Annotated in this window: 22 protein-coding genes; 12 read left to right on the top strand and 10 right to left on the bottom strand. The window is 59.9% G+C overall.

The annotated features are described in order from the left end of the window. The first annotated feature begins 77 nt into the window (after nt 1–77). Together hexR and AAEZ09_RS12255 are read left to right on the top strand one after the other, a co-directional pair. A complete protein-coding gene (hexR, locus tag AAEZ09_RS12260) occupies nt 78–944 on the top strand; it encodes a transcriptional regulator HexR (RefSeq protein WP_045060837.1) in 867 nt (288 codons plus the stop codon). 173 nt (nt 945–1,117) lie between these two features. Further along, on the top strand, nt 1,118–1,330 hold the full coding sequence (locus AAEZ09_RS12255; RefSeq protein WP_045060836.1) for a PA3496 family putative envelope integrity protein: 213 nt from the start codon (nt 1,118–1,120) through the stop codon (nt 1,328–1,330). Here AAEZ09_RS12255 and AAEZ09_RS12250 read toward each other — a convergent pair. Continuing rightward, nucleotides 1,272–2,234, bottom strand: a complete 963-nt coding sequence (locus tag AAEZ09_RS12250; protein ID WP_045060868.1) for a LysR family transcriptional regulator — start codon at nt 2,232–2,234, stop codon at nt 1,272–1,274. The two genes, AAEZ09_RS12255 and AAEZ09_RS12250, sit on opposite strands and share 59 nt — an antisense overlap. Nucleotides 2,235–2,422: 188 nt before the next feature. On the opposite strand from AAEZ09_RS12250, the gene AAEZ09_RS12245 reads away from it, so the two are divergent. From AAEZ09_RS12245 to AAEZ09_RS12230, 4 genes are all read left to right on the top strand, one after another. Beyond that, complete coding sequence (locus AAEZ09_RS12245; protein WP_045060835.1) at nt 2,423–3,838, top strand: acetyl-CoA carboxylase biotin carboxylase subunit; 1,416 nt, start codon at nt 2,423–2,425, stop codon at nt 3,836–3,838. 11 nt (nt 3,839–3,849) lie between these two features. Then, nucleotides 3,850–5,658, top strand: coding sequence for a sodium-extruding oxaloacetate decarboxylase subunit alpha (oadA, locus tag AAEZ09_RS12240; RefSeq protein WP_045060834.1), 1,809 nt, complete (start codon nt 3,850–3,852; stop codon nt 5,656–5,658). Between the two features lie 248 nt (nt 5,659–5,906). Then, nucleotides 5,907–7,259, top strand: a complete 1,353-nt coding sequence (locus tag AAEZ09_RS12235) for a type II toxin-antitoxin system HipA family toxin (RefSeq protein ID WP_201147252.1) — start codon at nt 5,907–5,909, stop codon at nt 7,257–7,259. Further along, on the top strand, nt 7,256–7,537 hold the full coding sequence (locus AAEZ09_RS12230) for a helix-turn-helix domain-containing protein (protein ID WP_045060833.1): 282 nt from the start codon (nt 7,256–7,258) through the stop codon (nt 7,535–7,537). The genes AAEZ09_RS12235 and AAEZ09_RS12230 overlap by 4 nt, the downstream gene beginning before the upstream one ends. Before the next feature lie 85 nt (nt 7,538–7,622). On the opposite strand, the gene AAEZ09_RS12225 is transcribed toward AAEZ09_RS12230, so the two are convergent. From AAEZ09_RS12225 to AAEZ09_RS12215, 3 genes are read right to left on the bottom strand one after another with little or no spacing between them, the layout of a single operon-like run. Continuing rightward, on the bottom strand, nt 7,623–8,294 hold the full coding sequence (locus tag AAEZ09_RS12225; RefSeq protein ID WP_045060832.1) for a GNAT family N-acetyltransferase: 672 nt from the start codon (nt 8,292–8,294) through the stop codon (nt 7,623–7,625). Nucleotides 8,295–8,311: 17 nt separating this feature from the next. Then, the gene (locus tag AAEZ09_RS12220; RefSeq protein ID WP_045060831.1) at nt 8,312–8,758 is read right to left on the bottom strand and encodes a GNAT family N-acetyltransferase; all 447 of its coding nucleotides are present in this window, start codon (nt 8,756–8,758) and stop codon (nt 8,312–8,314) included. Between the two features lie 9 nt (nt 8,759–8,767). Beyond that, entirely contained in the window at nt 8,768–9,391 is a 624-nt protein-coding gene (locus AAEZ09_RS12215) for an FMN-binding negative transcriptional regulator (RefSeq protein ID WP_350599594.1), read from the bottom strand. A 90-nt stretch (nt 9,392–9,481) separates the two neighbouring features. Here AAEZ09_RS12215 and pdxR point away from each other — a divergent pair, with 90 nt between their 5' ends. After that, complete coding sequence (pdxR, locus tag AAEZ09_RS12210; RefSeq protein ID WP_350599593.1) at nt 9,482–11,032, top strand: MocR-like pyridoxine biosynthesis transcription factor PdxR; 1,551 nt, start codon at nt 9,482–9,484, stop codon at nt 11,030–11,032. 110 nt (nt 11,033–11,142) lie between these two features. Here pdxR and AAEZ09_RS12205 read toward each other — a convergent pair whose 3' ends face one another. The 6 genes from AAEZ09_RS12205 to aspA form a co-directional block, all read right to left on the bottom strand. After that, on the bottom strand, nt 11,143–12,243 hold the full coding sequence (locus tag AAEZ09_RS12205; protein ID WP_045057790.1) for a polyamine ABC transporter substrate-binding protein: 1,101 nt from the start codon (nt 12,241–12,243) through the stop codon (nt 11,143–11,145). A 13-nt stretch (nt 12,244–12,256) separates the two neighbouring features. Further along, nucleotides 12,257–13,288 carry a histone deacetylase family protein gene (locus AAEZ09_RS12200; RefSeq protein WP_045057791.1) on the bottom strand — a complete coding sequence of 344 codons (1,032 nt, stop codon included), beginning with the start codon at nt 13,286–13,288 and terminating at the stop codon, nt 12,257–12,259. A 134-nt stretch (nt 13,289–13,422) separates the two neighbouring features. Then, nucleotides 13,423–14,415, bottom strand: a complete 993-nt coding sequence (locus tag AAEZ09_RS12195; RefSeq protein ID WP_350599591.1) for an AraC family transcriptional regulator — start codon at nt 14,413–14,415, stop codon at nt 13,423–13,425. 154 nt (nt 14,416–14,569) lie between these two features. After that, nucleotides 14,570–15,574, bottom strand: coding sequence for an asparaginase (locus AAEZ09_RS12190; protein WP_350599590.1), 1,005 nt, complete (start codon nt 15,572–15,574; stop codon nt 14,570–14,572). Nucleotides 15,575–15,739: 165 nt separating this feature from the next. Further along, the gene (locus AAEZ09_RS12185; protein ID WP_045057794.1) at nt 15,740–17,191 is read right to left on the bottom strand and encodes an alanine/glycine:cation symporter family protein; all 1,452 of its coding nucleotides are present in this window, start codon (nt 17,189–17,191) and stop codon (nt 15,740–15,742) included. Between the two features lie 412 nt (nt 17,192–17,603). Then, the gene (gene aspA / locus AAEZ09_RS12180; protein ID WP_045057795.1) at nt 17,604–19,028 is read right to left on the bottom strand and encodes an aspartate ammonia-lyase; all 1,425 of its coding nucleotides are present in this window, start codon (nt 19,026–19,028) and stop codon (nt 17,604–17,606) included. A 180-nt stretch (nt 19,029–19,208) separates the two neighbouring features. Between aspA and AAEZ09_RS12175 the strand changes: the two genes are divergently transcribed. From AAEZ09_RS12175 to AAEZ09_RS12155, 5 genes are all read left to right on the top strand, one after another. Next, complete coding sequence (locus AAEZ09_RS12175; RefSeq protein WP_045057796.1) at nt 19,209–20,117, top strand: LysR substrate-binding domain-containing protein; 909 nt, start codon at nt 19,209–19,211, stop codon at nt 20,115–20,117. 307 nt (nt 20,118–20,424) lie between these two features. Beyond that, on the top strand, nt 20,425–20,916 hold the full coding sequence (purE, locus tag AAEZ09_RS12170; protein WP_017341565.1) for a 5-(carboxyamino)imidazole ribonucleotide mutase: 492 nt from the start codon (nt 20,425–20,427) through the stop codon (nt 20,914–20,916). 11 nt (nt 20,917–20,927) lie between these two features. Beyond that, nucleotides 20,928–22,010: a 5-(carboxyamino)imidazole ribonucleotide synthase gene (locus AAEZ09_RS12165; RefSeq protein ID WP_205891750.1), complete on the top strand. Its 1,083-nt coding sequence runs from the start codon at nt 20,928–20,930 to the stop codon at nt 22,008–22,010. A 106-nt stretch (nt 22,011–22,116) separates the two neighbouring features. Next, nucleotides 22,117–22,362, top strand: a complete 246-nt coding sequence (locus AAEZ09_RS12160; RefSeq protein WP_045057799.1) for a GlsB/YeaQ/YmgE family stress response membrane protein — start codon at nt 22,117–22,119, stop codon at nt 22,360–22,362. Nucleotides 22,363–22,449: 87 nt separating this feature from the next. Beyond that, nucleotides 22,450–22,986, top strand: a complete 537-nt coding sequence (locus tag AAEZ09_RS12155) for a DUF3299 domain-containing protein (RefSeq protein WP_045057800.1) — start codon at nt 22,450–22,452, stop codon at nt 22,984–22,986.

The following is a 22,986-nucleotide window of genomic DNA, read 5'->3' as shown; positions in this document are numbered from 1 at the left end:
GCAAAAAGCCAATTCATGTAGTATAACTACAAGCTCGCTACATCACGGCGCCTGCCAATAACAAAGAGTCCAGACCTTTGAATCTGTTGCAACACATCGCCCAGTCACGCCACCTCTTACGCAAGTCGGAGCTCAAGGTCGCCGACCACGTGCTGCTTGACCCGGCGGCGGTGATGCACAGTTCCATGGCAGACCTGGCCCACAGCGTGGGCATCAGCGAACCGACCATCGTGCGGTTCTGCCGGGCCATCGGCTGTTCCGGATTCCAGGACCTGAAACTCAAGCTGGCGCAGAGCCTGGCGGCGGGCGCGAGTTTTGGACAGTTCGCGATTCACGAAGACGATTCGGTCGCCGACTACAGTCTGAAAATCTTCGATACCACCCTGCATACCCTGATGGAAGTGCGCGAGCGGCTCGACCCGATCGAGTTGCAGCGCGCAGTGACACTGATGTCCCAGGCCCAGCGGGTAGAGTTCTACGGCTTTGGTGCGTCGGGCGCAGTGGCAGCAGATGCCCAGCACAAATTCTTTCGTTTGTTGCTGACGGCGGCGGCATATTCCGACCCGCACATGCAGGCCATGTCGGCGGTGACCCTAAAACCCACCGATGTAGCCATCTGCATTTCGCAATCCGGGCGCTCGAAGGATTTGCTGATCACGGCCAACCTGGTGCGTGAAAGCGGTGCTTCGCTGATCACCCTGTGCCCGAGCCAGACCCCGCTGGCCGAGTTGTCGACCGTCAACCTGGCGATCGATGTGCATGAAGACACCGAGATCTACACGCCGCTGACTTCACGTATTGCCCACCTGGTGGTGATCGATGTGTTGGCGATGGGCGTGGCCATGGCGCGCGGCCCGAGCCTGGTGAACCACCTCAAGAGCGTGAAGCGCAGCTTGCGCAGCTTGCGGTTGTCGCCCAAGTCGGTGAAGGCGCTGGACGATTAAGATCAAAGGATCGCAGCCTTCGGCAGCGGCTACGGGAATTCACGTACCCTGAGCTGCCGAAGGCTGCGATCTTTTGATCTGTAAATGTTCACACCCCTGTAACGCACATGCCGCCAAACCGTCATCCCCCGCGCCTATCTTGAAACTCCCGTAATCGCCTTGGGAGACTCGAAATGGCCCAGCCCTACGAAGAACGCAACAGCGCCGTCAGAACCCGTCGTCAGCAGGAAGATCAGCGCCGCATGGAGTTTCGCCGCGCCATCGAAGACCGCTGCGAGCGCCGCCAGCTGCTGGCTGAAATCGGCGGCTTTCCTGACGAGCTCGAACTCAACTACTGGCAGGCAGCGCCCGCAGCTTCCCGTCGAAACGCTCAACCAGGGCGCTGATCTGCACCCGCTCGCTGCGGATAAACGCAAGGAATGCGTGAGCCACCGGTGACAGGCGCTTCGCCTTGGCCTGCACCAGGCACCAGCTGCGGTACAGCGGTAACTCTTCCACCGGCAGCTCGATCAATCCGCCGGTCGCCAGTTCCAGGTTCAGGGCGTGACGCGTCAACAGCGCCACGCCCAAACCTGCCAGTACACACTCGCGCTGGGCTTCGGCCGACGAGACTTCCTGGGTCTGGTTGAAGTGCACGCGCTTTTCCTTGAAGTACTCCTCGCAGGCCAGGCGAGTGCCGGAGCCGGGTTCGCGCAGCAGCAAGGTATAAGGTTCCAGATCCTGCAAGCGCAGCGGTCCCAAATGGCACAGCGGATGGTCCGGCGGCGCCACCGCGACTATCGGGTTGTTCAGGAAAGGCAGGAATTCGAGCCCCATGTCCTGTGGCACCATGGACATGATCACCAGGTCATCGCGGTTATCCGACAGGCGCCGAATCACCTGCCCGCGATTGACCACCGTCAGCTGCAGATTGACCTCGGGGTGTTGGCGCTTGAAGGCGGCAAACAAGTGCGGCACGAAATACTTGGCGCTGGATTCCACTGCCAGCTTGAGCTGTCCCTGCAGCGATCCCTGCATGTCCGACAGCTGCATGTCGAGGTTTTCCAGGCGGCCGAAGATGTCCCGGCTGGCTCGCTGGAGTGCTTCGGCGGCCTCGGTCATGTAGAGTTTTTTGCCAACATAATCAAACAATGGCTGCCCGATCAGTTCTTCGATCTGCCGAATCTGCAGGCTGACAGCTGGCTGTGTCAGCGACATTTCCTCGGCTGCACGGCTGTAGGACCGTAGATCACACACCTCATTGAAGATCTGAAGTTGGCGTAATGTCATTCGCATCAAGGACTTACGCATTTTTTCTTCGCTTTTAACCATGGCCGGTAACGCAACTATAAGTCTTTACTTATGCCTGACCCAATAATTATTCATTTTTGTTAATCCCTCGTGAGCGCTAGTGTGGGTTCGCGACCAGATGGAAACATTTGGTCACGTCGACCTGGTCTAGCAGGTTGTGGGTACCACCGGCTCAAGGGAAATTCCAAGTGATAAAAAAGATCCTGATCGCCAACCGTGGTGAGATTGCCGTACGAATCGTACGTGCCTGCGCCGAGATGGGCATTCGCTCGGTCGCGATCTACTCCGACGCCGATCGGCACGCGTTGCACGTGAAGCGTGCAGACGAAGCCCACAGCATTGGTGCCGAACCTCTGGCCGGCTACCTGAATGCGCGCAAGCTGGTGAACCTGGCGGTAGAAACCGGCTGCGATGCACTGCACCCCGGCTACGGTTTCCTTTCGGAAAACGCCGAACTGGCAGACATCTGCGCCGAGCGCGGGATCAAGTTCATCGGTCCCTCGGCTGAAGTGATTCGGCGCATGGGCGACAAGACCGAAGCGCGCCGCAGCATGATCAAGGCCGGAGTACCGGTCACACCCGGCACGGAAGGCAACGTCGCGGATATCGCGGAAGCGCTTATCGAAGGCGACCGCATCGGTTATCCGGTGATGCTCAAGGCGACCTCCGGTGGCGGTGGCCGTGGTATCCGACGCTGCGACAGTCGGGACGAACTTGAACAGGCATTCCCGCGAGTGATTTCCGAGGCCACCAAGGCCTTTGGTTCGGCAGAAGTGTTCCTGGAAAAATGCATCGTCAACCCGAAGCACATCGAAGCGCAGATCCTCGGCGACAGTTTCGGCAATGTCGTGCACCTGTTCGAGCGCGACTGCTCGATCCAGCGACGCAACCAGAAGCTCATCGAGATTGCCCCGAGCCCGCAACTGACCCCGGAACAGCGCGCCTACATCGGTGACCTGTCCGTACGTGCGGCCAAAGCCGTGGGTTACGAAAACGCCGGTACCGTGGAGTTCCTGCTCGCCGAGGGCGAGGTGTACTTCATGGAAATGAACACCCGGGTGCAGGTGGAGCACACCATCACCGAAGAAATCACCGGCATCGACATCGTGCGTGAGCAGATCCGCATTGCGTCCGGCTTGCCGCTTTCGGTGAAACAGGAAGACATCCAGCACCGCGGTTTTGCCCTGCAGTTCCGGATCAACGCCGAAGACCCGAAAAACAATTTTCTGCCGAGCTTTGGCAAGATCACCCGTTACTACGCACCCGGCGGTCCCGGCGTGCGTACCGACACGGCAATCTATACCGGCTACACCATTCCACCGTTCTACGACTCCATGTGCCTCAAACTGGTGGTCTGGGCGTTGACCTGGGAAGAAGCGATGGACCGTGGCTTGCGTGCCCTCGACGACATGCGTCTGCAAGGGGTCAAGACCACCGCCGCGTACTACCAGGAAATCCTGCGTAACCCGGAATTCCGTAGTGGCCAGTTCAATACCAGCTTCGTTGAAAGCCACCCTGAACTGACCAACTACTCGATCAAGCGCAAACCCGAAGAGCTGGCCCTGGCCATCGCCGCCGCCATCGCCGCCCACGCAGGCCTGTGAGGAATATAACAATGAGCAAGAAAATCCACGTCACCGACACGATCCTGCGCGACGCCCACCAATCGCTGCTCGCGACCCGCATGCGCACCGAAGACATGCTGCCGATCTGCGACAAGCTCGACAAGGTCGGCTACTGGTCGCTGGAATGCTGGGGCGGTGCGACATTCGACGCCTGCGTACGCTTCCTGAAAGAAGACCCGTGGGAGCGCCTGCGCCAACTGCGCGCCGCGCTGCCTAACACTCGCCTGCAAATGCTCCTGCGTGGCCAGAACCTGTTGGGCTACCGCCACTACAGCGACGATGTGGTCAAAGCCTTCGTCGCCAAGGCTGCGGTCAATGGCATCGACGTCTTCCGCATCTTCGACGCGATGAACGACGTACGTAACCTGCGCACGGCCATCGAAGCCGTGAAGGCTGCCGGCAAGCATGCCCAGGGCACCATCGCCTACACCACCAGCCCTGTGCACACCATCGATGCGTTTGTGGCCCAGGCCAAGCAGATGGAGGCCATGGGTTGCGACTCGGTGGCGATCAAGGACATGGCCGGTCTGCTGACCCCTTATGCCACTGGCGAACTGGTCCGTGCGTTGAAAGCCGAGCAGTCCCTGCCGGTGTTCATCCACTCCCACGACACCGCGGGCCTGGCCACCATGTGCCAGCTCAAGGCGATCGAGAACGGTGCCGACCACATCGACACCGCGATCTCCAGCTTCGCCTCCGGCACCAGCCACCCGGGCACCGAGTCGATGGTCGCCGCCCTTAAAGGCAGCGAGTACGACACCGGCCTGAATCTGGAACTGCTGCAGGAAATCGGTCTGTACTTCTACGCCGTGCGCAAGAAGTACCACCAGTTCGAAAGCGAGTTCACCGCCGTCGACACCCGCGTGCAAGTCAACCAGGTGCCGGGCGGGATGATTTCCAACCTGGCCAACCAGTTGAAAGAGCAGGGCGCCCTCAACCGCATGGCCGAAGTGCTGGCCGAGATCCCGCGTGTTCGCGAGGACCTCGGTTTCCCGCCGCTGGTGACCCCGACTTCGCAGATCGTCGGCACCCAGGCGTTCTTCAACGTGCTGGCCGGCGAGCGCTACAAGACCATCACCAATGAAGTGAAGCTCTACCTGCAAGGTGGCTATGGCAAGGCGCCGGGCACCGTTAATGAAAAACTGCGTCGCCAGGCGATCGGTAGCGAGGAAGTGATCGACGTGCGCCCGGCTGATCTGCTCAAGCCGGAAATGACCAAGCTGCGCGCTGAAATCGGCTCGGTGGCCAAGTCCGAAGAAGACGTGCTGACCTACGCCATGTTCCCGGACATCGGGCGCAAATTCCTCGAAGAGCGTGCCGCCGGCACCCTGACGCCTGAAGTGTTGCTGCCGATTCCAGAAGCCGGTGGCGTGACCTCGGCCGGTGGCGAAGGCGTGCCGACCGAGTTCGTGATCGACGTTCACGGTGAAACCTACCGAGTCGACATCACCGGTGTCGGCGTCAAGGCTGAAGGCAAGCGTCACTTCTACCTGTCCATCGACGGCATGCCGGAAGAAGTGGTGTTCGAACCGCTCAATGAATTCGTCAGCGGCGGCAGCAGCAAGCGCAAGCAAGCCACGGCGCCTGGCCATGTCAGCACCACCATGCCGGGCAACATTGTCGACGTGCTGGTCAAGGAAGGCGACGTGGTGAAAGCCGGGCAGGCCGTGCTGATCACCGAAGCGATGAAAATGGAAACCGAAGTCCAGGCCGCCATCGCCGGCAAAGTTACCGCCATTCACGTGGCCAAGGGCGACCGGGTGAACCCGGGCGAAATCCTGATCGAGATCGAAGGCTGATTAACAGCCTCGGTACACCGCTTTAAACCTCGGGGGGGCATGTGCTCCCCTTTTTTTTGGCTGTCGTTTGGGCGGTTGCCGACAAGCGTCTGGCATCTGCATTATTTTGCGTTTTTTATTAAAAGTTTTAACTTGATCTGCATTCTACTGCAGTTCGCAAGGGTGCTTCCCAGGTCTGAATGCACTATATTGCGTGTTGGCTTCGCAATTGACGTCAAAATGTGCATTTAAATGCAGGTGAAGATGGCATGTATAACCTCACCTTACAGGTCTACATCGACGCTACCTGGCGCGACGCCATGGTCTTGAGCTTTGACAGCCCTGAAAAAGGCTTTGAGAGCCGCTGCAGTTTCGGTTACGAACAGAGTTATCTGGCCGACAACTATGAATCCATCGGAACACCTTTCGCGAAAGCTGTGAGTGCCAGGCTTCCACTGGATTGGGATGGATGGCGCTCCAATGCCCCGGCGTTCGTGTATGACATTGCACCTGCAGGAGCGGCGAAAAGATTTCTAATGGCTCGCATCGGCCGAGACAAGCCTGCAAATATCGACGCTGCCCTTTATCTACTGGCTCGAAGCACGCCGGCACCGATCGGCAATATGCGGATAAAAGAATCTGCTGAAGCAGTAGACCCGCGCGAGGCAATGGGTTTCGAGCGTCAGGACGTGATCGCCCGTGATAACCGGTTTCTTGAATATGCCTATGAGCAAGGTGCCGCGATTGGTGGAGCGACGGGGGCGGGAGGCGAGGCTCCAAAGCTTTTGCTGGCTCAAAATAAAAGTGGTCTTCTATACCCCGACGCTGTGCTTGAGGATGCCGAGGTTACCCAGCACTGGTTCGTGAAGTTCGCCCGCAATAAGGGCTCGAAAACAGACCAGGATATCCTCAGGAGTGAGTATCACTACTACAAGGCGCTGCAGGATCTGGGGATAGAAACAATTGAGGCGCAGAGCCTGGCTTTGGAAGAGGCCACCAAGCCGAGTCTGTGGATGAAGCGTTTTGATCGCCGAGTGACCGATCAGAGAATCGAGCGCCTTGCCGTCGAATCGGTCTATTCGTTGGCAAATATCACTACACCCGGTAGTGCCATGGATCACATCGAAGTGATTCGACTGCTCGCGAAGCTTTGGCGTGGCGCGGGACAAGTTGATGAAATCCCTGATTTGGTCGCTGATTATCTGAGACGCGACTTGATCAATAAGATTCTCGGTAACTCAGACAACCATGGTCGCAACACCGCGATTATCCGTGGCACTGATTCGTTTCGACTGGCACCGATTTACGATCTGGCACCGATGGTGATGGACGATGAAGGTGTTACACGTACTACCAAGTGGCCAAAAGAACTGGAACGGGCAGGTGACGTGGATTGGCGTGGCGTGTGTAGCGCCGTGGCTGAACTGGCCGATCCGAATGACCCATTGGCCACACTCGGCGATGCATCGCAAATCTACGAGCGCCTGCGTGCGGATGCCCGACGCCTGGCTGCACTTCCCGACATTCTAAGTGCCAGTGGTTTGCCTGACGCGACGATGAATCACCCGCGAATTGCCTTGAAAAGCCTGGAGCACCGTTTGATAGAGTGGGACTTGAAATGAGCATGACGGTTGCAGAGCGCACAAAGCTCATTGAGAGCATCCGGGAGGCACTTGCCCAAGGCACTCTTGAAATCGGCGAGGCGGTTCGCCGTTTACGTGTGGAGGTCACGGGCCTGCACCAGACGCAGTTTGCGAAAATGTGCAAGATTTCGGTGCGCACGCTGGTACATATCGAGCATGGGGAGGGGAATCAGACGTTGAAATCCCTGAATGCAGTGTTCAGACCTTTTGGAATGAAAATGGGGGTGGTGCGGCTGCGGCGCGATAGTGAGCGTTGAACTACGCCGCGCCGCCAATCCGTAGGAGCCGGCTTGCCGGCGATTGCGATGGCTCACGCGCCACCGCCGGTAAGCCGATCAGTCCCTAAGCCCGGCACTCCGCCAGCGTCTTCAACTGACCCGACGTCGTCTGGTTTTCATCCGACAACCACTGTTCGAAGCCCGCGCCGATGGCCGGCCACTCCGAGTCCAGGATCGAATACCAGGCGGTGTCGCGGTTCTGGCCCTTGACCACCATGTGCTGGCGGAACACCCCTTCAAAGCTGAATCCCAGCCGCTCGGCCGCATACTTGGAGCGAGCGTTGCCGTTGTTGCACTTCCACTCCAGGCGGCGGTAACCCAAGGCAAAGGATTCCCTGGCCAGCAGATACACAGCCTCGGTGCTTTTCGGCGAGCGTTGCATCGGTGCGCCAAAGGTCACGTGGCCGATCTCGATGCGGCCCTGGGCCGCAACGATCGACATCAGGCTGAGGATGCCCTGCACCTCATCGCTGGCGCGGTCGATCACGCTGAAAAAATAGGGGTCGCTGTGGGCCGCATGATTGTTCAACCAATCGTCGAACACGCTGCGCTCTGGAAACGGTCCATAAGGCAGGTAATCCCACAGCTTGGGATCTGCGCCCGGACCTTGCAGGGCTTTGAACAAGCCATCGGCGTGACGGGCCGCATCGAGTTTCTCAAGGCGGATAAACCGACCTTCGATGGTTTGAACCGAGGGGGCCGGGACGCCCTTCCAGTCCGCGAGTGAAGTCGACATGCTGTTCTCCTTGAACCTTAAAGGGCTTTACGAAACTGGATGAAACCGGGCCGCTCGGCGATACGCTCGTAGAGCTGGATCGCGGTGGCGTTGGTCTCGTGAGTCAACCAGTGGACCTTGCAGCAGCCATCGTTTTTGGCGGTGGCGTAGACGAATTCGATCAACTGGCGGCCGACGCCCGTGCCGCGGGTGTGTGGTGCCACCAGCAGGTCCTGCAGGTAGCAGGAATTCTCGATGCTCCAGTTTGATCGATGGTAGATGAAATGCACCATGCCTACCGCTCGACCATCCGCCCAGGCCAGCGCGGCGTGGGTCGGCTCGCCTGGATCGAGGATGCGCTCCCAGGTGCTTCGGGTGACCGTTTCAGGCAGCTGGGTGTTGTAAAAATCCAGATAGGTTTGCCACAAGGGTAGCCAGGCGGCGTGATCGCCGGCGGTGACCTGGCGGATGTCGAGCTGACTCATGTTGGTTCCTTAACGCATCAAGTGAGCGAGAGCCTTATCATGCGCATCGGGGCTGGCGCCGAGCCCCTCGCGCACGCCGGCATAATCGGCGGGGCTACGGTTCTGGCCGAGTTTGCGTTTACCTTCCAGGCGCTGGATTGGCAGGGCAAAGCCGACGATGGCCTTGAGCATCCCGTCAATGTAGTCGGCCGGAGCGTCGCTCACTTTCCACGGCTGCGCGCGGGCCGCTTCATGACGATCGGTCAAGCCGCTGACCAGCTCCAGCAGACGCCCGGCATCGCTGAACACCTCGGCAGTGCCGTACGCGTGCACGGCGATGTAGTTCCAGGTGGGCACGACTTTGCCGTGCTCGGCTTTGCTGGGGTAAAACCCGGGGCTGACATAGGCATCGGCACCGGCAAATATCACCATCGCTTCAGCACCATTGTGCAGTTCCTTCCACTGTGGATTGGCCCTGGCGAAATGACCGTAGAGCGTGCCATTGGGACCTTCGTCGCCGCGCAGCAACAGGGGCAGGTGACTGGCTTGCAAGCCTTGTTCGCCATGGGTGACGACCAGGGCGAGACGGGTGGCGAGTATCTGCTGCTGCAGTTCGTCCAAATCGTGGATGGCAAAGCTGCTTGGGTTGTACATGGAAAAATTCCTTGGCGAATGCCTGCATCCTAGGCAGGCTATTGGTCTGTTGTAAGAGCCATTAACGACCAATTTCATAGGTCCATTACCATGAGCCAGTCGCTGCTTTCCCTGTCGTTCAATCCGGCTGGTATCGAACTCGATCGACGCCAGGGTCTGAGTCGACAGCTTTACCAGGCTTTACGACTGCGCGTGCTGGATGGACGGCTGGCCAGTGGCACCCGATTGCCTGCAACACGCGATCTGGCGTCAGCGCTGGCAATTTCCCGCAATAGCGTGGTGCGGGCGTACGATCAACTGTATGCCGAAGGGTTTATCGAGGGGCGAGTGGGAGACGGGACTTATGTCGCGCAATTGCCCCAAGCGGACTCGCTCGACAAAAAACTATCCACAAAAGTATCCACAGGGTTTTCAACAGGCTTGTCCACAGCCTTATCCACAAATTGGCTGGACTTACCTGTAATTTCATCCAGTAAAGTTATCCACAATGGTGCTCTGGAACGGGTCGAAAAGAACCATTTAGCGACACCACCCAGCGGGCCGCCTCGGGCATTTCGGGTGGGTGTGCCGGCGTTCGACCTGTTCCCTTTTGAGATATGGGCCAAGCTGAACGCGGCTTTCTGGCGTAAACCGGACTTGCAGCAGTTGTGCTACGGCGATCCGGCCGGCGATGCGCGATTGCGAGGGTTGATTGCCGCGTATTTGCGTAGTTCCCGGGGAATGCAGTGCACCGCTGAGCAAATAGTGATCACCAGTGGTGCGCAACAGGGAATTAGCCTTTGTGCACAGCTGCTGGTGGAGCCGGGGGACGGGGTGGCGCTGGAAAATCCGGGGTACCGGGCGGCGGGGCATGCGTTCGCGGTGGCCGGTGCGCGGTTGCATGGGGTGGCGGTGGACAATGAGGGTATTGATTGCAACCAGCTGGCCAGCCTTGACGATTGCCGCCTCGCCTACGTAACGCCTTCTCATCAATACCCCACAGGGGTGGTGATGAGCCTGGCGCGGCGACTGGAGTTGCTGGCCTGGGCTGAACGCAACGGAGGCTGGATCGTCGAGGATGACTATGACGGAGAATACCGTTACAGCGGCGCCCCCCTGGCACCGCTGGCGGCACTCGATCGCCACGGCCGGGTCTTGTACGTCGGCACTTTTGGCAAAGTCGCCTTTCCGGCGCTGCGCCTGGGATACCTGGTGTTGCCGCCAGCACTGGTGCAGGCGTTTTCCCAGCGTCGGGCGGTGGACGTGCGACATTCCGAGGTCAGCACCCAGGCGGTCATGGCCGAGTTCATGGCCGCCGGGCATTTCCAGCGGCACATCCGCCGCATGCGCCGCGCCGCTCTTAGCCGACGTAATACCCTCCTGGCTGGTTGGCCGCAGGCGATTGCCGGCATCGGCAGCCTGCCCGGCGTGGCCGCCGGGCTGCATCTGACGGTGGCGGTCGACTCGCCGCGCCGAGAGCAGGAGCTGGTCGAGCAGGCCGCCAGCGTCGATGTGGAGATCAATCCGCTGAGCAGCTATTGGTTGCCGGACTCTTCAACCCCCCTGGGCCAGCGGGCCGGACTGGTCCTGGGTTTCGCGGCGGTTCCAGAGCAAGCCATCCGCGCTGCACTGGGCCGCCTGGAAAAGGTTTGGCGCCGGTAGCCGCTACGAGGCGATATTTGCCAGCGGTTTCAGGTCCAGATAGGGCGTGCGCAGTGCCGGCTCATTGAGTGTGCGTAACAGTCCATCGACAGGCTCAGCTCAATGATTACTCAAGTGCCTGACTTGATTTTGGTCCAGGCACGGGTGCGTGCCCGTTCGGCATCGCGCGGCAGAGGTTGCAGGGTATAGAGCGTGCTCATCGCCGAGTCGGTCGGGTACAGGTTGGGGTTATTGCGAATCGCCGGGTCAACCAGTTCGGTAGCGTCCTTGTTCGGGTTGGGGTAACCGACGAAGTCGCTGACCGGCGCAATCACCTGCGGTTGCAGCAGGTAATTGATGAAGGTGTAAGCGTCTTCGGTGTTCTTCGCACCCTTTGGAATAGCCAGCATATCGAACCAGATCGGTGCGCCTTCCCTGGGCAGGCGCATGTCGACGCTCACACCATTATTGGCTTCCTTGGCGCGGTTGGCGGCCTGGGAGAAGCTGCCCGAGTAACCGACGGCAACGCAGATGTCACCGTTGGCGATGTCGGCCATGTACTTGGAGGAGTGGAAGTAGGTGACATAGGGCCGGATTTTCATCAGCAGAGCTTCAGCCTTGGCGTAGTCCGCAGGCTGCTTGCTGTTTGGGTCCAGGCCGAGGTATTGCAGGGCCAGTGGCAGGATCTCCGATGGCGAATCCAGCAGGGCGACTCCGCACTGCTTGAGCTTGCTGATGTTTTCTTCCTTGAAGATCAGGTCCCAACTGTCGACAGGCGCCTTGTCGCCCAGGGCGGCCTTGACCTTGTCCGGGTTGAAACCGATCAGGATTGTGCCGTACATGTAGGGCACCGCAAATTTGTTGCCCGGGTCGTTGGCTTCGATCAGCTTCATCAACTTGGGATCAAGGTGACTCCAATTCGGCAGTTTGCTGCGGTCCAGCGGCTGGAACACGCCTGCCTCGATCTGTTTGGCGAGGAACACGTTGGACGGCACCACCACATCGTAGCCGGAGTTACCGGTCAGCAACTTGGCTTCGAGCGCTTCATTGGTGTCGAAGATGTCGTAGACCAGTTTGGTCTGGGTGTTTTGTGCCTTGAAGTCTTCCAGGGCCTTGGGGGTGATGTAGTCGAACCAGTTGTAGACGCGCAAGGTTCGCTCTTCAGCCTGAGCTGCGCCGCCGAGCACCGTGGCGCACAACACTGGCGCGATAAGACGCTTGAGTCTGTTCATTGTTATTGTTTCCTCATTGAGCGCGTTCGAAACCTTCAAGAACGTTCACCGCATTGATGCCGATTTCCTCCACGGCATAACCGCCTTCCATCACGAACAGGGTCGGCACCCCCAGCTTGGCGATGCGCTCGCCCATCGCCAGGTAATCCGGGCTGTCGAGCTTGAATTGAGAGATCGGGTCGTCCTTGAATGTATCGACACCCAAGGACACCACAACGATGTCGGCACCGTATGTTTCGATTTCTTTGCAGGCTTGTTCCAGCGCCGCGCTCCAGGCATCCCAGCCGCTGCCAGCGGGCAATGGGTAGTTGAAGTTGAAGCCTTCGCCTGCGCCTTCACCCAGCTCATCATCGTAGCCGAGAAAGAACGGAAACTCGGCTTCCGGATGGCCGTGGATCGAGGTGAACAGTACGTCGTTGCGCTCGTAGAAAATCGATTGGGTGCCGTTGCCGTGGTGGTAGTCGACGTCGAGGATTGCGACTTTCCCATGGCCTTGGTCGAGGAAGGCTTGAGCGGCAATGGCGGCGTTGTTGAGGTAGCAGTACCCACCCATCAAGTCGCTGGCCGCGTGGTGTCCCGGTGGGCGGCAAAGGGCAAAGGCACTGTGGGCGCCGGCCTGGATCTGGGCCTGTGCGGTGAGTGCAACTTGCGCTGCGCTGTAGGCCGCCTGCCAGGTGCCGGCGGTAATCGGGGCGCCGCCGTCGAAGCTGTAGTAGCCGAGTTGGCCGTGCAGACTGGTGGGTTTGATTGCACGCAAGGTCCGCGCCGGCCAGGTGTACGGCAGCAAGTCGCCGTCAGTATTAAATTCAGTCCAGCGTGTCCAGGCGCCCTTGAAGAAGTCCAGGTAGTCGCGGCTGTGGATACGGGCGATGGGGTCGAGGCCGAAATCTTTCGGTGCATGCACGGGGCCGAGGTTCTGGTTCTGCACGCGTTGCAGCACGTGGTCTGCACGCGAGGGCATTTCAAAGCAGGGCTTGAGTTGCCCGTCTATCAATTCGCAGCGGCCGTGGTGCAGGTGATGGTCGTCAGAGTAGATGGTCAGCATTTCTTGTTCTCCGCAGGCTGATTCGGTTGAACACAGTCTTGCTCGCGCAGGGCAATGCGGAGAACGGCAGGAAAGGCCAAAAGGGGATCAATATGGCCAAAAAATGTGACCGAAATTCGCCCCTAAACGATTTTTCAGGGGCGGAACTGGCTTGGCGCTACGCCACTCCAGCGCACGAATGCATGTCGAAAACTGGCGGTCTCGCTGAAGCCCAGCGCTTCAGCAATCCGGTAGATCGGCATCTGGTCTTCGCACAACATGTGTTTGGCCTGTTCGAAGCGCAACTCGTCGAGCAGTTCCTGATAGCTGCACCCCAACTCCTTGAGATGGCGACGTAACGTGCGCGCGGAGCAATTCATCTGCTGCGCCAGGCCTTCGAGGCCCGGTGCGGCATTGAGCTGTGCGCGCAGCAACTGCCGGATCCGCCCCAGCCATGCCTGCCGTCCAGTGAATTCGAGATTCTGCTTGCGGCAGCGCTCGGCCATGGCCTGATGGGTGATGGTGTCGGCCAGTGGCAGGGGGTGGTCCAGCCAGCGCTTGTCGAAGGCGAACGCGTTGTCCCGCGCGTCGAAGTGCAGGGCGCAGTCGAAGTGCTCGGCGTAGATCGCCTGATAATCAGGCGCCGTGTGTTCCAGGCGCGCCGCCAGCAACGGCAGGGGGTGCCCGAGGAGGTCGTCGCAGATGACTTTCAAAGACACCAGGCAGAACTCGGCGTTGAACACCGCCAGTGCCGGGTTCTCCCGGTAATCGGCGGCGACGAACCAGATGCGCTCATCGTCCTCTTCCAGGCTCAACTCGAAAAGTGTTCCCAACAGCGCCGGATAGCGCATCGCCAGGCGCAAAGCGTCACCGAAGGTGGCACTGGTGAGCAGGGCATAACCGAGCATGCCGTAGGATGAAACGTGCATTCTCCGGCCCAGTTCCAGGCCGATATCACGCTTGAGCGCGACCGCGTTGGCGCAGACCTGCATCTCCTGGTTGGTCGTGATGCGCGTGTCCGCCCGGTTCAGATCCGCCGCACTGATACCGCTGCCGGCGAGCAGGGCGTCGCTGGACAGGCCTTTGGCCTTGAAGGCGTCAAGCACGAGGGAAACGGCGTTGAGGGTGGTGAGGTGGGAGTGGAGCATGGGCGGCTTCCAGCCTGGGGATGGCTGGAACGCAGCAAGTTATGTGCCCAATGATCAACCTGTGGGAGCGGGCTTGCCCGCGATGCGGCGGCACATTCAACATTGATGTGACTGACGTCCGCTATCGCGAGCAAGCTCCCACAGGTTTTGTATGTCAGCTGAGCTCGCCGCACAGGTCCAGCTCGACCAGCCGCTGTACCTCAGCAGAGTCCAGACCGGCACCCAGTAACGCATGCAACTTGCCGAACGCCGCTTCACGGGTCATGCCGCCGCCGGAAAGCACGCCAACGCCGCGCAATCGGCTGCCAGCTTCGTACACGTCCAACTCTACGCCACCTTCATGGCACTGGGTTACCGCGACCACCACCACACCTTTATCCCGGGCCCGCGACAGCGCGGCGAGAAACTCGGGGTTGTCGCTCGGCCCGGTGCCGCTGCCGTAGCACTCCAGCACCAGGCCTTGAATGCCGCTGTTGAGCACGCCGTCCAGTTGCTCGGCGCCAATCCCCGGGAATAGCGGCATCACTGCCACTTTCGCCAGCTGCCTGTGTTGCTGGTAGCCAAGCTGCATCGGCACAGCAGACGCTTTCGCACCACCACCCTGACGCTCCAGACGCTTGAACGGGTGCCGACCGAAACTGCGTACTTTCGCGCAACGAGTCGGGTCCAGCAGTTCGCCATGGAAATACAAATGCACACCTGGGGCCACGCCATGCCCAAGCGCCACCAATGCTCCGCCGAGATTTTCCCAGGCATCGCTGTCAGCGACGCCGGCCGGCAGCATCGAACCGGTGAAACATACCCGGGCCTGCAGGCCGAGCAACTGAAAGCTCATGGCCGCCGCGCTGTAGGCGAGCGTGTCGGTGCCATGCAGGATCAACACGCTGTCGCAGCCCTGGACATCGACGGCGTCAACCACCGCTTCACGCAGTTGCTGCCAATACGTCGGGCTCATGTTGGCGCTGTCGATCAGCGGCGACATCTCGCGAAAACGCCACTGGGGCACCACCAGCTCAGGCTGGCTGTGCAGGTATTCGCGCATTCGTGCTTCGAAACCGGACGCCGGGGCCAGGCCGTTGGCACTGGCCTGCATGCCGATGGTGCCGCCGGTGTAGAGCACCATGACGTGCTGGGCGGCAGGGTAGGAACTGGGAACCATGGGCAAATCTCCACAAGACATGACGTGTGGGAGTGAGCCTGCTCGCGATAGCGCACTGGCAGCCGACATTGCAGTGTCTGTCGTAGCGCTATCGCGAGCAGGCTTGCTCTCACAGGTTTTACATTTTAACTGACGAGCGCAGGGGATGCGCCCGTCATTCACCGATCAGCGTTGCGCTGCGGGTACGCCTTGCGCTTCAGCTTCAGCCTGGGTGGCTGCGGCTGGTGGCTTGGCTGGCCAGGCGTTCAGGTCGAGGTCCAGGTCCGGGAACTTGCTCGAATCGAACACCGGCGTCTTGATGCCGGCAGCGCGCTGGTCGTCGTAGTCACGCAGGATGCGCATGCCGACGTTAAACAGCAGGAACAGCGCGATCAGGTTGACGAAGGCCAGCATGGTCATGGTGATGTCGGCGAATGCGAACACCGTGCCCAGGTTTTCGATCGCGCCCCAGAAGATCAGCACCAATACCAACGCGCGGTAACCCATCAGCGCCTTGCGATTTTCACCGATCAGGAAGCGCAGGTTGCTCTCGCCCAGGTAGTAGTTGTAGAGAATCGAAGTGAACACAAACAGGGCCAGCGCCACGGAAATGAACATCCGGCCCCACTCGCCCACTACGGCTGCCAGCGAGTTCTGGGTCAGGGCAATGCCATCGCCTTCGAAACCAGGGGTATAGAAACCCGAGAGCAGGATCAGCAGAGCGGTACAGGTGCAGATCACGAAAGTATCCAGGAACACACTGAACGCCTGCACCACGCCTTGTGCCACCGGGTGCTCGACCGAAGCCACCGCCGCCACGTTAGGCGCACTGCCCAGGCCTGCTTCGTTGGCGAACACGCCGCGCTTCACGCCCATGATGATCGCGCTGCCGATCAGGCCGCCGAACGCCTGGTCGAGACCGAAAGCGCTTTTGACGATGGTCATCAACATGCCTGGCACTTGATCGAACTGCAGCACGATCACGTAGATGGTCACGCCGATGTACACCAGGGTTTTTACGGGAACCAGCAGGTCGGCGACCTTGGCGATACGCTTGATACCACCAATGAACACCAGGCCCAGCAGCACTGCCAGACCGATACCGGTGTAAGTGGTGTCTAGCCCGAAGGCGTTGTTCAGCGAGTGGGTCACGGCGTGGGACTGCAAGCCGTTGAAGGCGAAGCCGAAGGTGATCAGCAGCAGGAATGCCATGATCATGCCCAGCCAGCGTTTCTGCAGGCCGTGCTGGATGTAGTAGGACGGGCCGCCACGGTACTGGCCTTCGGAATCGCAGCGCTTGTAGAGCTGGCCGAGGGAACATTCGAAGAAGCTGCTGGACATGCCGACCAGTGCAGTTACCCACATCCAGAACACAGCGCCCGGGCCACCCAGGGTCACGGCGATGCCGACCCCGGCGATGTTGCCTGCACCGACGCGGCCGGCGAGGCTGAGCATCAGGGCCTGGAACGAACTCAATTGCCCGGCGCTGCTTTTGAGGCTGTCACGGAACACCGCGAACATGTGGAAGAAGTGGCGCAGTTGTACGAAACGCGAGCGGATCGTGAAGTAGCTACCGAGCCCGACAATGAGCACGATCAGTACTTTTCCTGAGAGGAAGTCGTTAATGACTTCGAGCATGGATTATTCCTCGCTGTTTTTTTGTGTAGGCAAATGCTGGGCGGGGCAGAAACATCGCGTTACACCGATTTGCGCACGGCAAAACAGGCGAGGCGAAGTTTTCGTCCCGGTTCCAAATCGCGGGTTTGTTATTAGTTCGGGTTTCGCATGGGTTTGGGTCTCGTTACCGACGACCGCTCACGCGAAGAGGGGCGGCACTATACCCATGCTTTTGTGTGGGAGCGAGCCTGCTCGCGAAAGCGGTTTATCAGTCCCATCTAATCCAGGTTTGCCACCGCCATCGCGAGCTGGCTCGCTCCCACGGGTTTTTCGGTAAAAAAAAGGGCCTGGGGAGCAAGTCCCCAAGCCCTCAAAAGGTGAGAGGTGTCTAGTCCCTCGACCTGGTGAGCGGTACTGCAAACAACGTGTCGGCTCAGGCTTTAAGCGGGACCAGACGCGGAGCAATCATGTTTTCCGGGCGCAGGATGTCGGCGAGCATTTCGTCGTCGAGCAAGCCTTCTTCACGCACCAGCTCCAGCACGCCACGGCCGCTTTCCAGGGCAATACGGGCGATGCGGGTGGCGTTTTCATAGCCGATGTACGGGTTCAGTGCGGTGACTAGGCCGATCGAGTGCTCGACCAGTTCACGGCAGCGTTCTTCGTTGGCGGTGATGCCGACGATGCAGTGCTCGCGCAGCATGTCCATGGCGCGTTGCAGCAGGCGGATCGAGTCGAAGATCTTGAACGCGATCAGCGGCTCCATCACGTTCAGCTGCAGCTGGCCGCCTTCGGCCGCAATGGTCAGGGCCAGGTCGTTGCCGATGATCTGGAACGCCACCTGGTTCACTGCTTCCGGGATTACCGGGTTGACCTTGCCGGGCATGATCGAGCTGCCTGGCTGACGTGCCGGCAGGTTGATTTCGTTGATGCCGGTGCGCGGGCCGCTGGACAGCAGTCGCAGGTCGTTGCAGATCTTCGACAGTTTGACTGCTGTACGCTTGAGCATGCCGGAGAACAGCACGAAGGCGCCCATGTCCGAGGTGGCTTCGATCAGGTCGGCAGCCGGTACCAGCGGTTGTCCGCTGATCAACGCCAGGCGCTGAACGGCCAGGTGCTGGTAGCGCGGGTCGGCGTTGATGCCGGTACCGATGGCTGTGCCGCCCAGGTTCACTTCAGTCAGCAACTCGGGAGCCAGTGTCTTCAGGCGTGCCAGGTCTTCACTCAGGGTGGTGGCGAAGGCGCGGAATTCCTGGCCGAGGGTCATCGGCACGGCGTCTTGCAGCTGGGTACGCCCCATCTTCAACACGTGGCTGAATTCTTCACCCTTGGCGGCGAACGCCTGGATCAGGCTGTCGAGGCTGGCCAGCAGTGCGTCGTGACCCAGCAGCAGACCCAGGCGGATCGCAGTCGGGTAGGCGTCGTTGGTCGACTGCGCCATGTTCACGTCGTTGTTCGGGTGCAGGTATTGGTATTCGCCTTTCTGGTGACCCATGGCCTCCAGCGCGATGTTGGCGATGACTTCGTTGGCATTCATGTTGGTCGAAGTGCCAGCGCCGCCTTGGATCATGTCCACCACGAACTCTTCGTGGAAATCACCGCGGATCAATCGTGCACAGGCTTCGCTGATGGCAGCGTGCTTGGCTTCGCTCAGGTGACCCAGCTCGCGGTTGGCGTCAGCGGCGGCCTGTTTGACCATTGCCAAGCCGACAACCAGCTTCGGGTAATGCGAAATCGGAACGCCGGAGAGACGGAAATTATTCACCGCTCGCAGGGTCTGGATGCCGTAATACGCTTGAGCAGGTACTTCAAGTACGCCAAGCAGGTCTTTTTCTGTGCGGAAAGATGCAGCGGAGGACATGATAGAAATCATCTCAATATGGACCCGGGCTGTGCCGGAACACTGCAAATGCTAGGCTTGTAGAGAGTTTTCGGCCAATGCTGTTAAACACTGACCTATGCAAATTCGGCATAATGGGAATGTGACGCCGTGTTGGTAAAGAGCGTGTGACCTAATTTGGTGCGTGTCCGGGAGGACTTGATGAATCTGGAAAGTAAATGGCTCGAGGACTTCAGTGCCCTGGCCGCTACCCGAAGTTTCTCCCAGGCCGCCGAACGCCGTTTTGTGACGCAGCCTGCCTTCAGCCGGCGCATCCGCAGCCTGGAAACGGCGCTGGGTCTGCAGCTGGTCAACCGCTCGCGCACGCCGATTGAACTGACGGCGGCGGGGCAGTTGTTTCTGGTCACCGCGCGAACGGTGGTCGAGCAACTCGGTGAAGTGCTGCGCCACCTGCATCACTTGGAAGGCGGGCAGGGTGAGGTCATGCAAGTCGCTGCGGCGCACTCGTTGGCCCTGGGCTTTTTTCCGCGCTGGATTGCGCAGTTGCGCAACGAAGGCCTGAACATCGCCACTCGACTGGTCGCCACTAACGTAGGTGACGCGGTGCATGCGTTGCGCGAAGGCGGCTGCGATCTGATGCTCGCGTTCTATGACCCTGACGCTGCGATGCAGATGGACCCCGAGATTTTCCCGTCTCTACACTTGGGCCAGACCGAAATGCTCCCGGTGTGCGCCGCCGATGCCGATGGCAAGCCACTGTTCGATCTCGAAGGCGAAGGCAGTGTGCCGCTGCTGGCCTACAGCGCCGGTGCATTCCTGGGGCGTTCGGTCAATATGCTGCTGCGCCAGCGGGCACTGCGCTTCACCACCATCTATGAGACGGCGATGGCCGACAGCCTCAAGAGCATGGCGCTCGAAGGCCTGGGGATAGCGTGGGTGCCGCAACTGAGTGTGCGCGCCGAGCTGGCGCGCGGGGAGCTGGTGGTATGCGGCGGCCCGCAATGGCATGTGCCGCTGGAAATTCGTCTGTATCGCTGTGCGCTGGTTCGCAAGGCGAACGTGCGGTTGTTGTGGCGCAAGCTGGAAGGCGGTGCGGCGCAGGGTTCATAAACTGCGCTGTGTTTACGGACGCCAAGATCGCAGCCTTCAGCAGCTCCTGAAGAGATCGGCGCAGGAGCTGCCGAAGGCTGCGATCTTTTGATCTTGTTGGCTGACCTTCAGGTCAATAAAACCGGCACTTTGCGCCGTAGGACAGATGGTCGTTTCGGGGGCTGTTTATCTGCTTCATTACGGTATACTGCGCGGCCTTTGGCCGGTTCGACCGGCCTGAATTCGTACAACAAGCCACGCCGGATTTCCCGCGTGGCTTGTTGTTTTTTGACGCGCCTGCGGGCGCCCAGAGAGAAGAGGCACGACGATGAGTGCACTGGTTGGCGTGATCATGGGCTCCAAGTCCGATTGGTCCACCCTTAGCCACACCGCCGATATGCTGGAAAAGCTCGGCATTCCTTACGAGGTGAAAGTGGTCTCTGCCCACCGTACCCCGGACCTGCTGTTCCAGTATGCCGAAGAGGCCGAGGCGCGTGGCATCGAGGTGATTATCGCCGGTGCCGGCGGCGCGGCGCACCTGCCAGGCATGTGTGCGGCCAAGACCCACCTGCCAGTGCTGGGCGTGCCGGTGCAGTCGTCCATGCTTTCGGGCGTCGACTCGCTGCTGTCCATCGTACAGATGCCTGCGGGCATTCCGGTCGCCACGCTGGCCATCGGCAAGGCCGGTGCAATCAACGCAGCCTTGCTCTCGGCAAGCATCCTGGGCGCCAAGCACCCGCAGTTCCACGCGGTGCTGAAAACATTCCGCGCTGAGCAGACAGACAGCGTCCTGGAAAATCCAGACCCACGCATCGCCTGAGGTTGTTGACGATGAAGATCGGTGTAATCGGTGGCGGCCAGTTGGGTCGCATGTTGGCGTTGGCGGGCACCCCGCTGGGTATGAACTTCGCTTTCCTGGACCCTGCGCCGGATGCTTGCGCAGCCGCGTTGGGCGAGCATCTGCAGGCCGATTATGGCGATCAGGATCACCTGCGCCAGCTGGCAGATGAAGTCGATCTGGTGACTTTCGAATTCGAGAGCGTACCGGCGGAAACCGTCGCATTTCTCTCACAGTTCGTTCCGGTGTACCCGAGCGCCGAAGCCCTGCGAATCGCGCGTGATCGCTGGTTCGAGAAGAGCATGTTCAAGGACCTGGAGATACCGACGCCAGCGTTCGCCGACATCCAGTCGCAAGCCGACCTGGACGCCGCAGTGGCGTCTATCGGCCTGCCTGCCGTGTTGAAAACCCGTACCCTGGGTTACGACGGCAAGGGTCAGAAAGTCCTGCGCAAACCCGAAGATGTAGCAGGTACGTTTGCCGAACTGGGCAGCGTGGCCTGCCTGCTGGAAGGCTTTGTACCTTTTACCGGGGAAGTTTCGCTGATTGCCGTGCGCGCTCGCGATGGCGAAACCAGGTTCTACCCGCTGGTGCACAACACTCATGACAGCGGCATCTTGAAGCTGTCCGTGGCCAGTACCGATCACCCCCTGCAGGGCCTGGCCGAAGATTACTCAAGCCGCGTGCTCAAACACCTGGATTATGTGGGCGTGATGGCGTTCGAGTTCTTCGAGGTTGACGGTGGTCTCAAGGCCAACGAAATCGCCCCTCGCGTTCACAACTCCGGACACTGGACGACGGAAGGCGCCGAGTGCAGCCAGTTCGAGAACCATCTGCGCGCCGTTGCCGGCTTGCCGCTGGGCTCGACGGCCAAGGTCGGTGAGAGCGCCATGCTCAACTTCATCGGCGTCGTGCCGCCGGTAGAGAGAGTGATCGCCATCGCCGATTGCCACCTGCATCACTATGGCAAGGCGTTCAAGGCTGGTCGCAAGGTCGGTCATGCCAACCTGCGCTGCGCCGACAAGGCTACGCTGGAGCAGCAGATCATCAAGGTCGAAGCGCTCATCGCCGAATAGTTTCACCTGACAGCGGCGGAACCATTCAAGGCCCGCCGTTCTCTGATGGCAGTATGCGAAAGTCTGACTAGTCTTCTGCATAGCCATTCAATCAGAGGGAAATGTCATGGGAATTATTGGAACCATCTTTATCGGCTTGATCGTCGGCCTGCTGGCGCGTTTCCTGAAACCGGGCGATGACAGCATGGGCTGGATCATGACCATCTTGCTCGGTATCGGCGGTTCGCTGGCGGCCACTTATGGCGGCCAGGCGTTGGGCTTCTACCAGGCCGGCGAAGGCGCAGGTTTCCTGGGCGCGCTGGTCGGTGCCGTGATTTTGCTGGTGATCTACGGCTTGATCAAAAAGAACTGATTCAGGCGACAAAGCCCTCTCTGCGCGGCGTGCAGAGAGGGCTAGAATGCTCGGCGTTCCAACACTCCCTCAAACCCGAGCACCTCCATGCGCCGCATTCTGTTGACCGTACTTTTATTGGGCGCCGGCCTCGTCCATGGCAGTGAGCTGCCGGAAACCGACTGGCTGCAATTGATGCCCAAGTCCGACCAGAAGGCCCTCGAGGCCATGCCGGAAATCGATCACGACTCTCCCGAAGGCGATGGCACCTTTACCGAAAAAGGTGGCATGAAGCAGAGCAAGGGCTTGCCCGCAGTGATGTATTCGACCAAAACCGTAGCGTCGATGAACGACAAAAAGATTCGTATCGGTGGTTATCCGGTGCCGCTGGAGAGCGACGCCAAGGGTCGCAGCACGCTGTTCTTCCTGGTGCCCTATCCAGGCGCCTGCATCCACGTGCCACCACCGCCGCCCAATCAGCTGGTGCTGGTGCGTTACCCAAAAGGCTTGAAACTGGATGATATCTACACGCCGCTGTGGGTCACCGGCACGCTGAAAGTCGAGCAGGTCACTAACGACCTGGCTGATGCGGCGTATGCCCTGGATGCGGCCACGGTGCGGGTGGTGCAGGAGTCGGATTTGTAG

The organism is Pseudomonas sp. 65/3-MNA-CIBAN-0223 (assembly GCF_040310425.1).
Lineage (GTDB): Bacteria > Pseudomonadota > Gammaproteobacteria > Pseudomonadales > Pseudomonadaceae > Aquipseudomonas > Aquipseudomonas gregormendelii.
The sequence above is the reverse complement of the archived record's forward strand: the minus strand, read 5'-3'. Positions and strand labels throughout refer to the sequence as shown.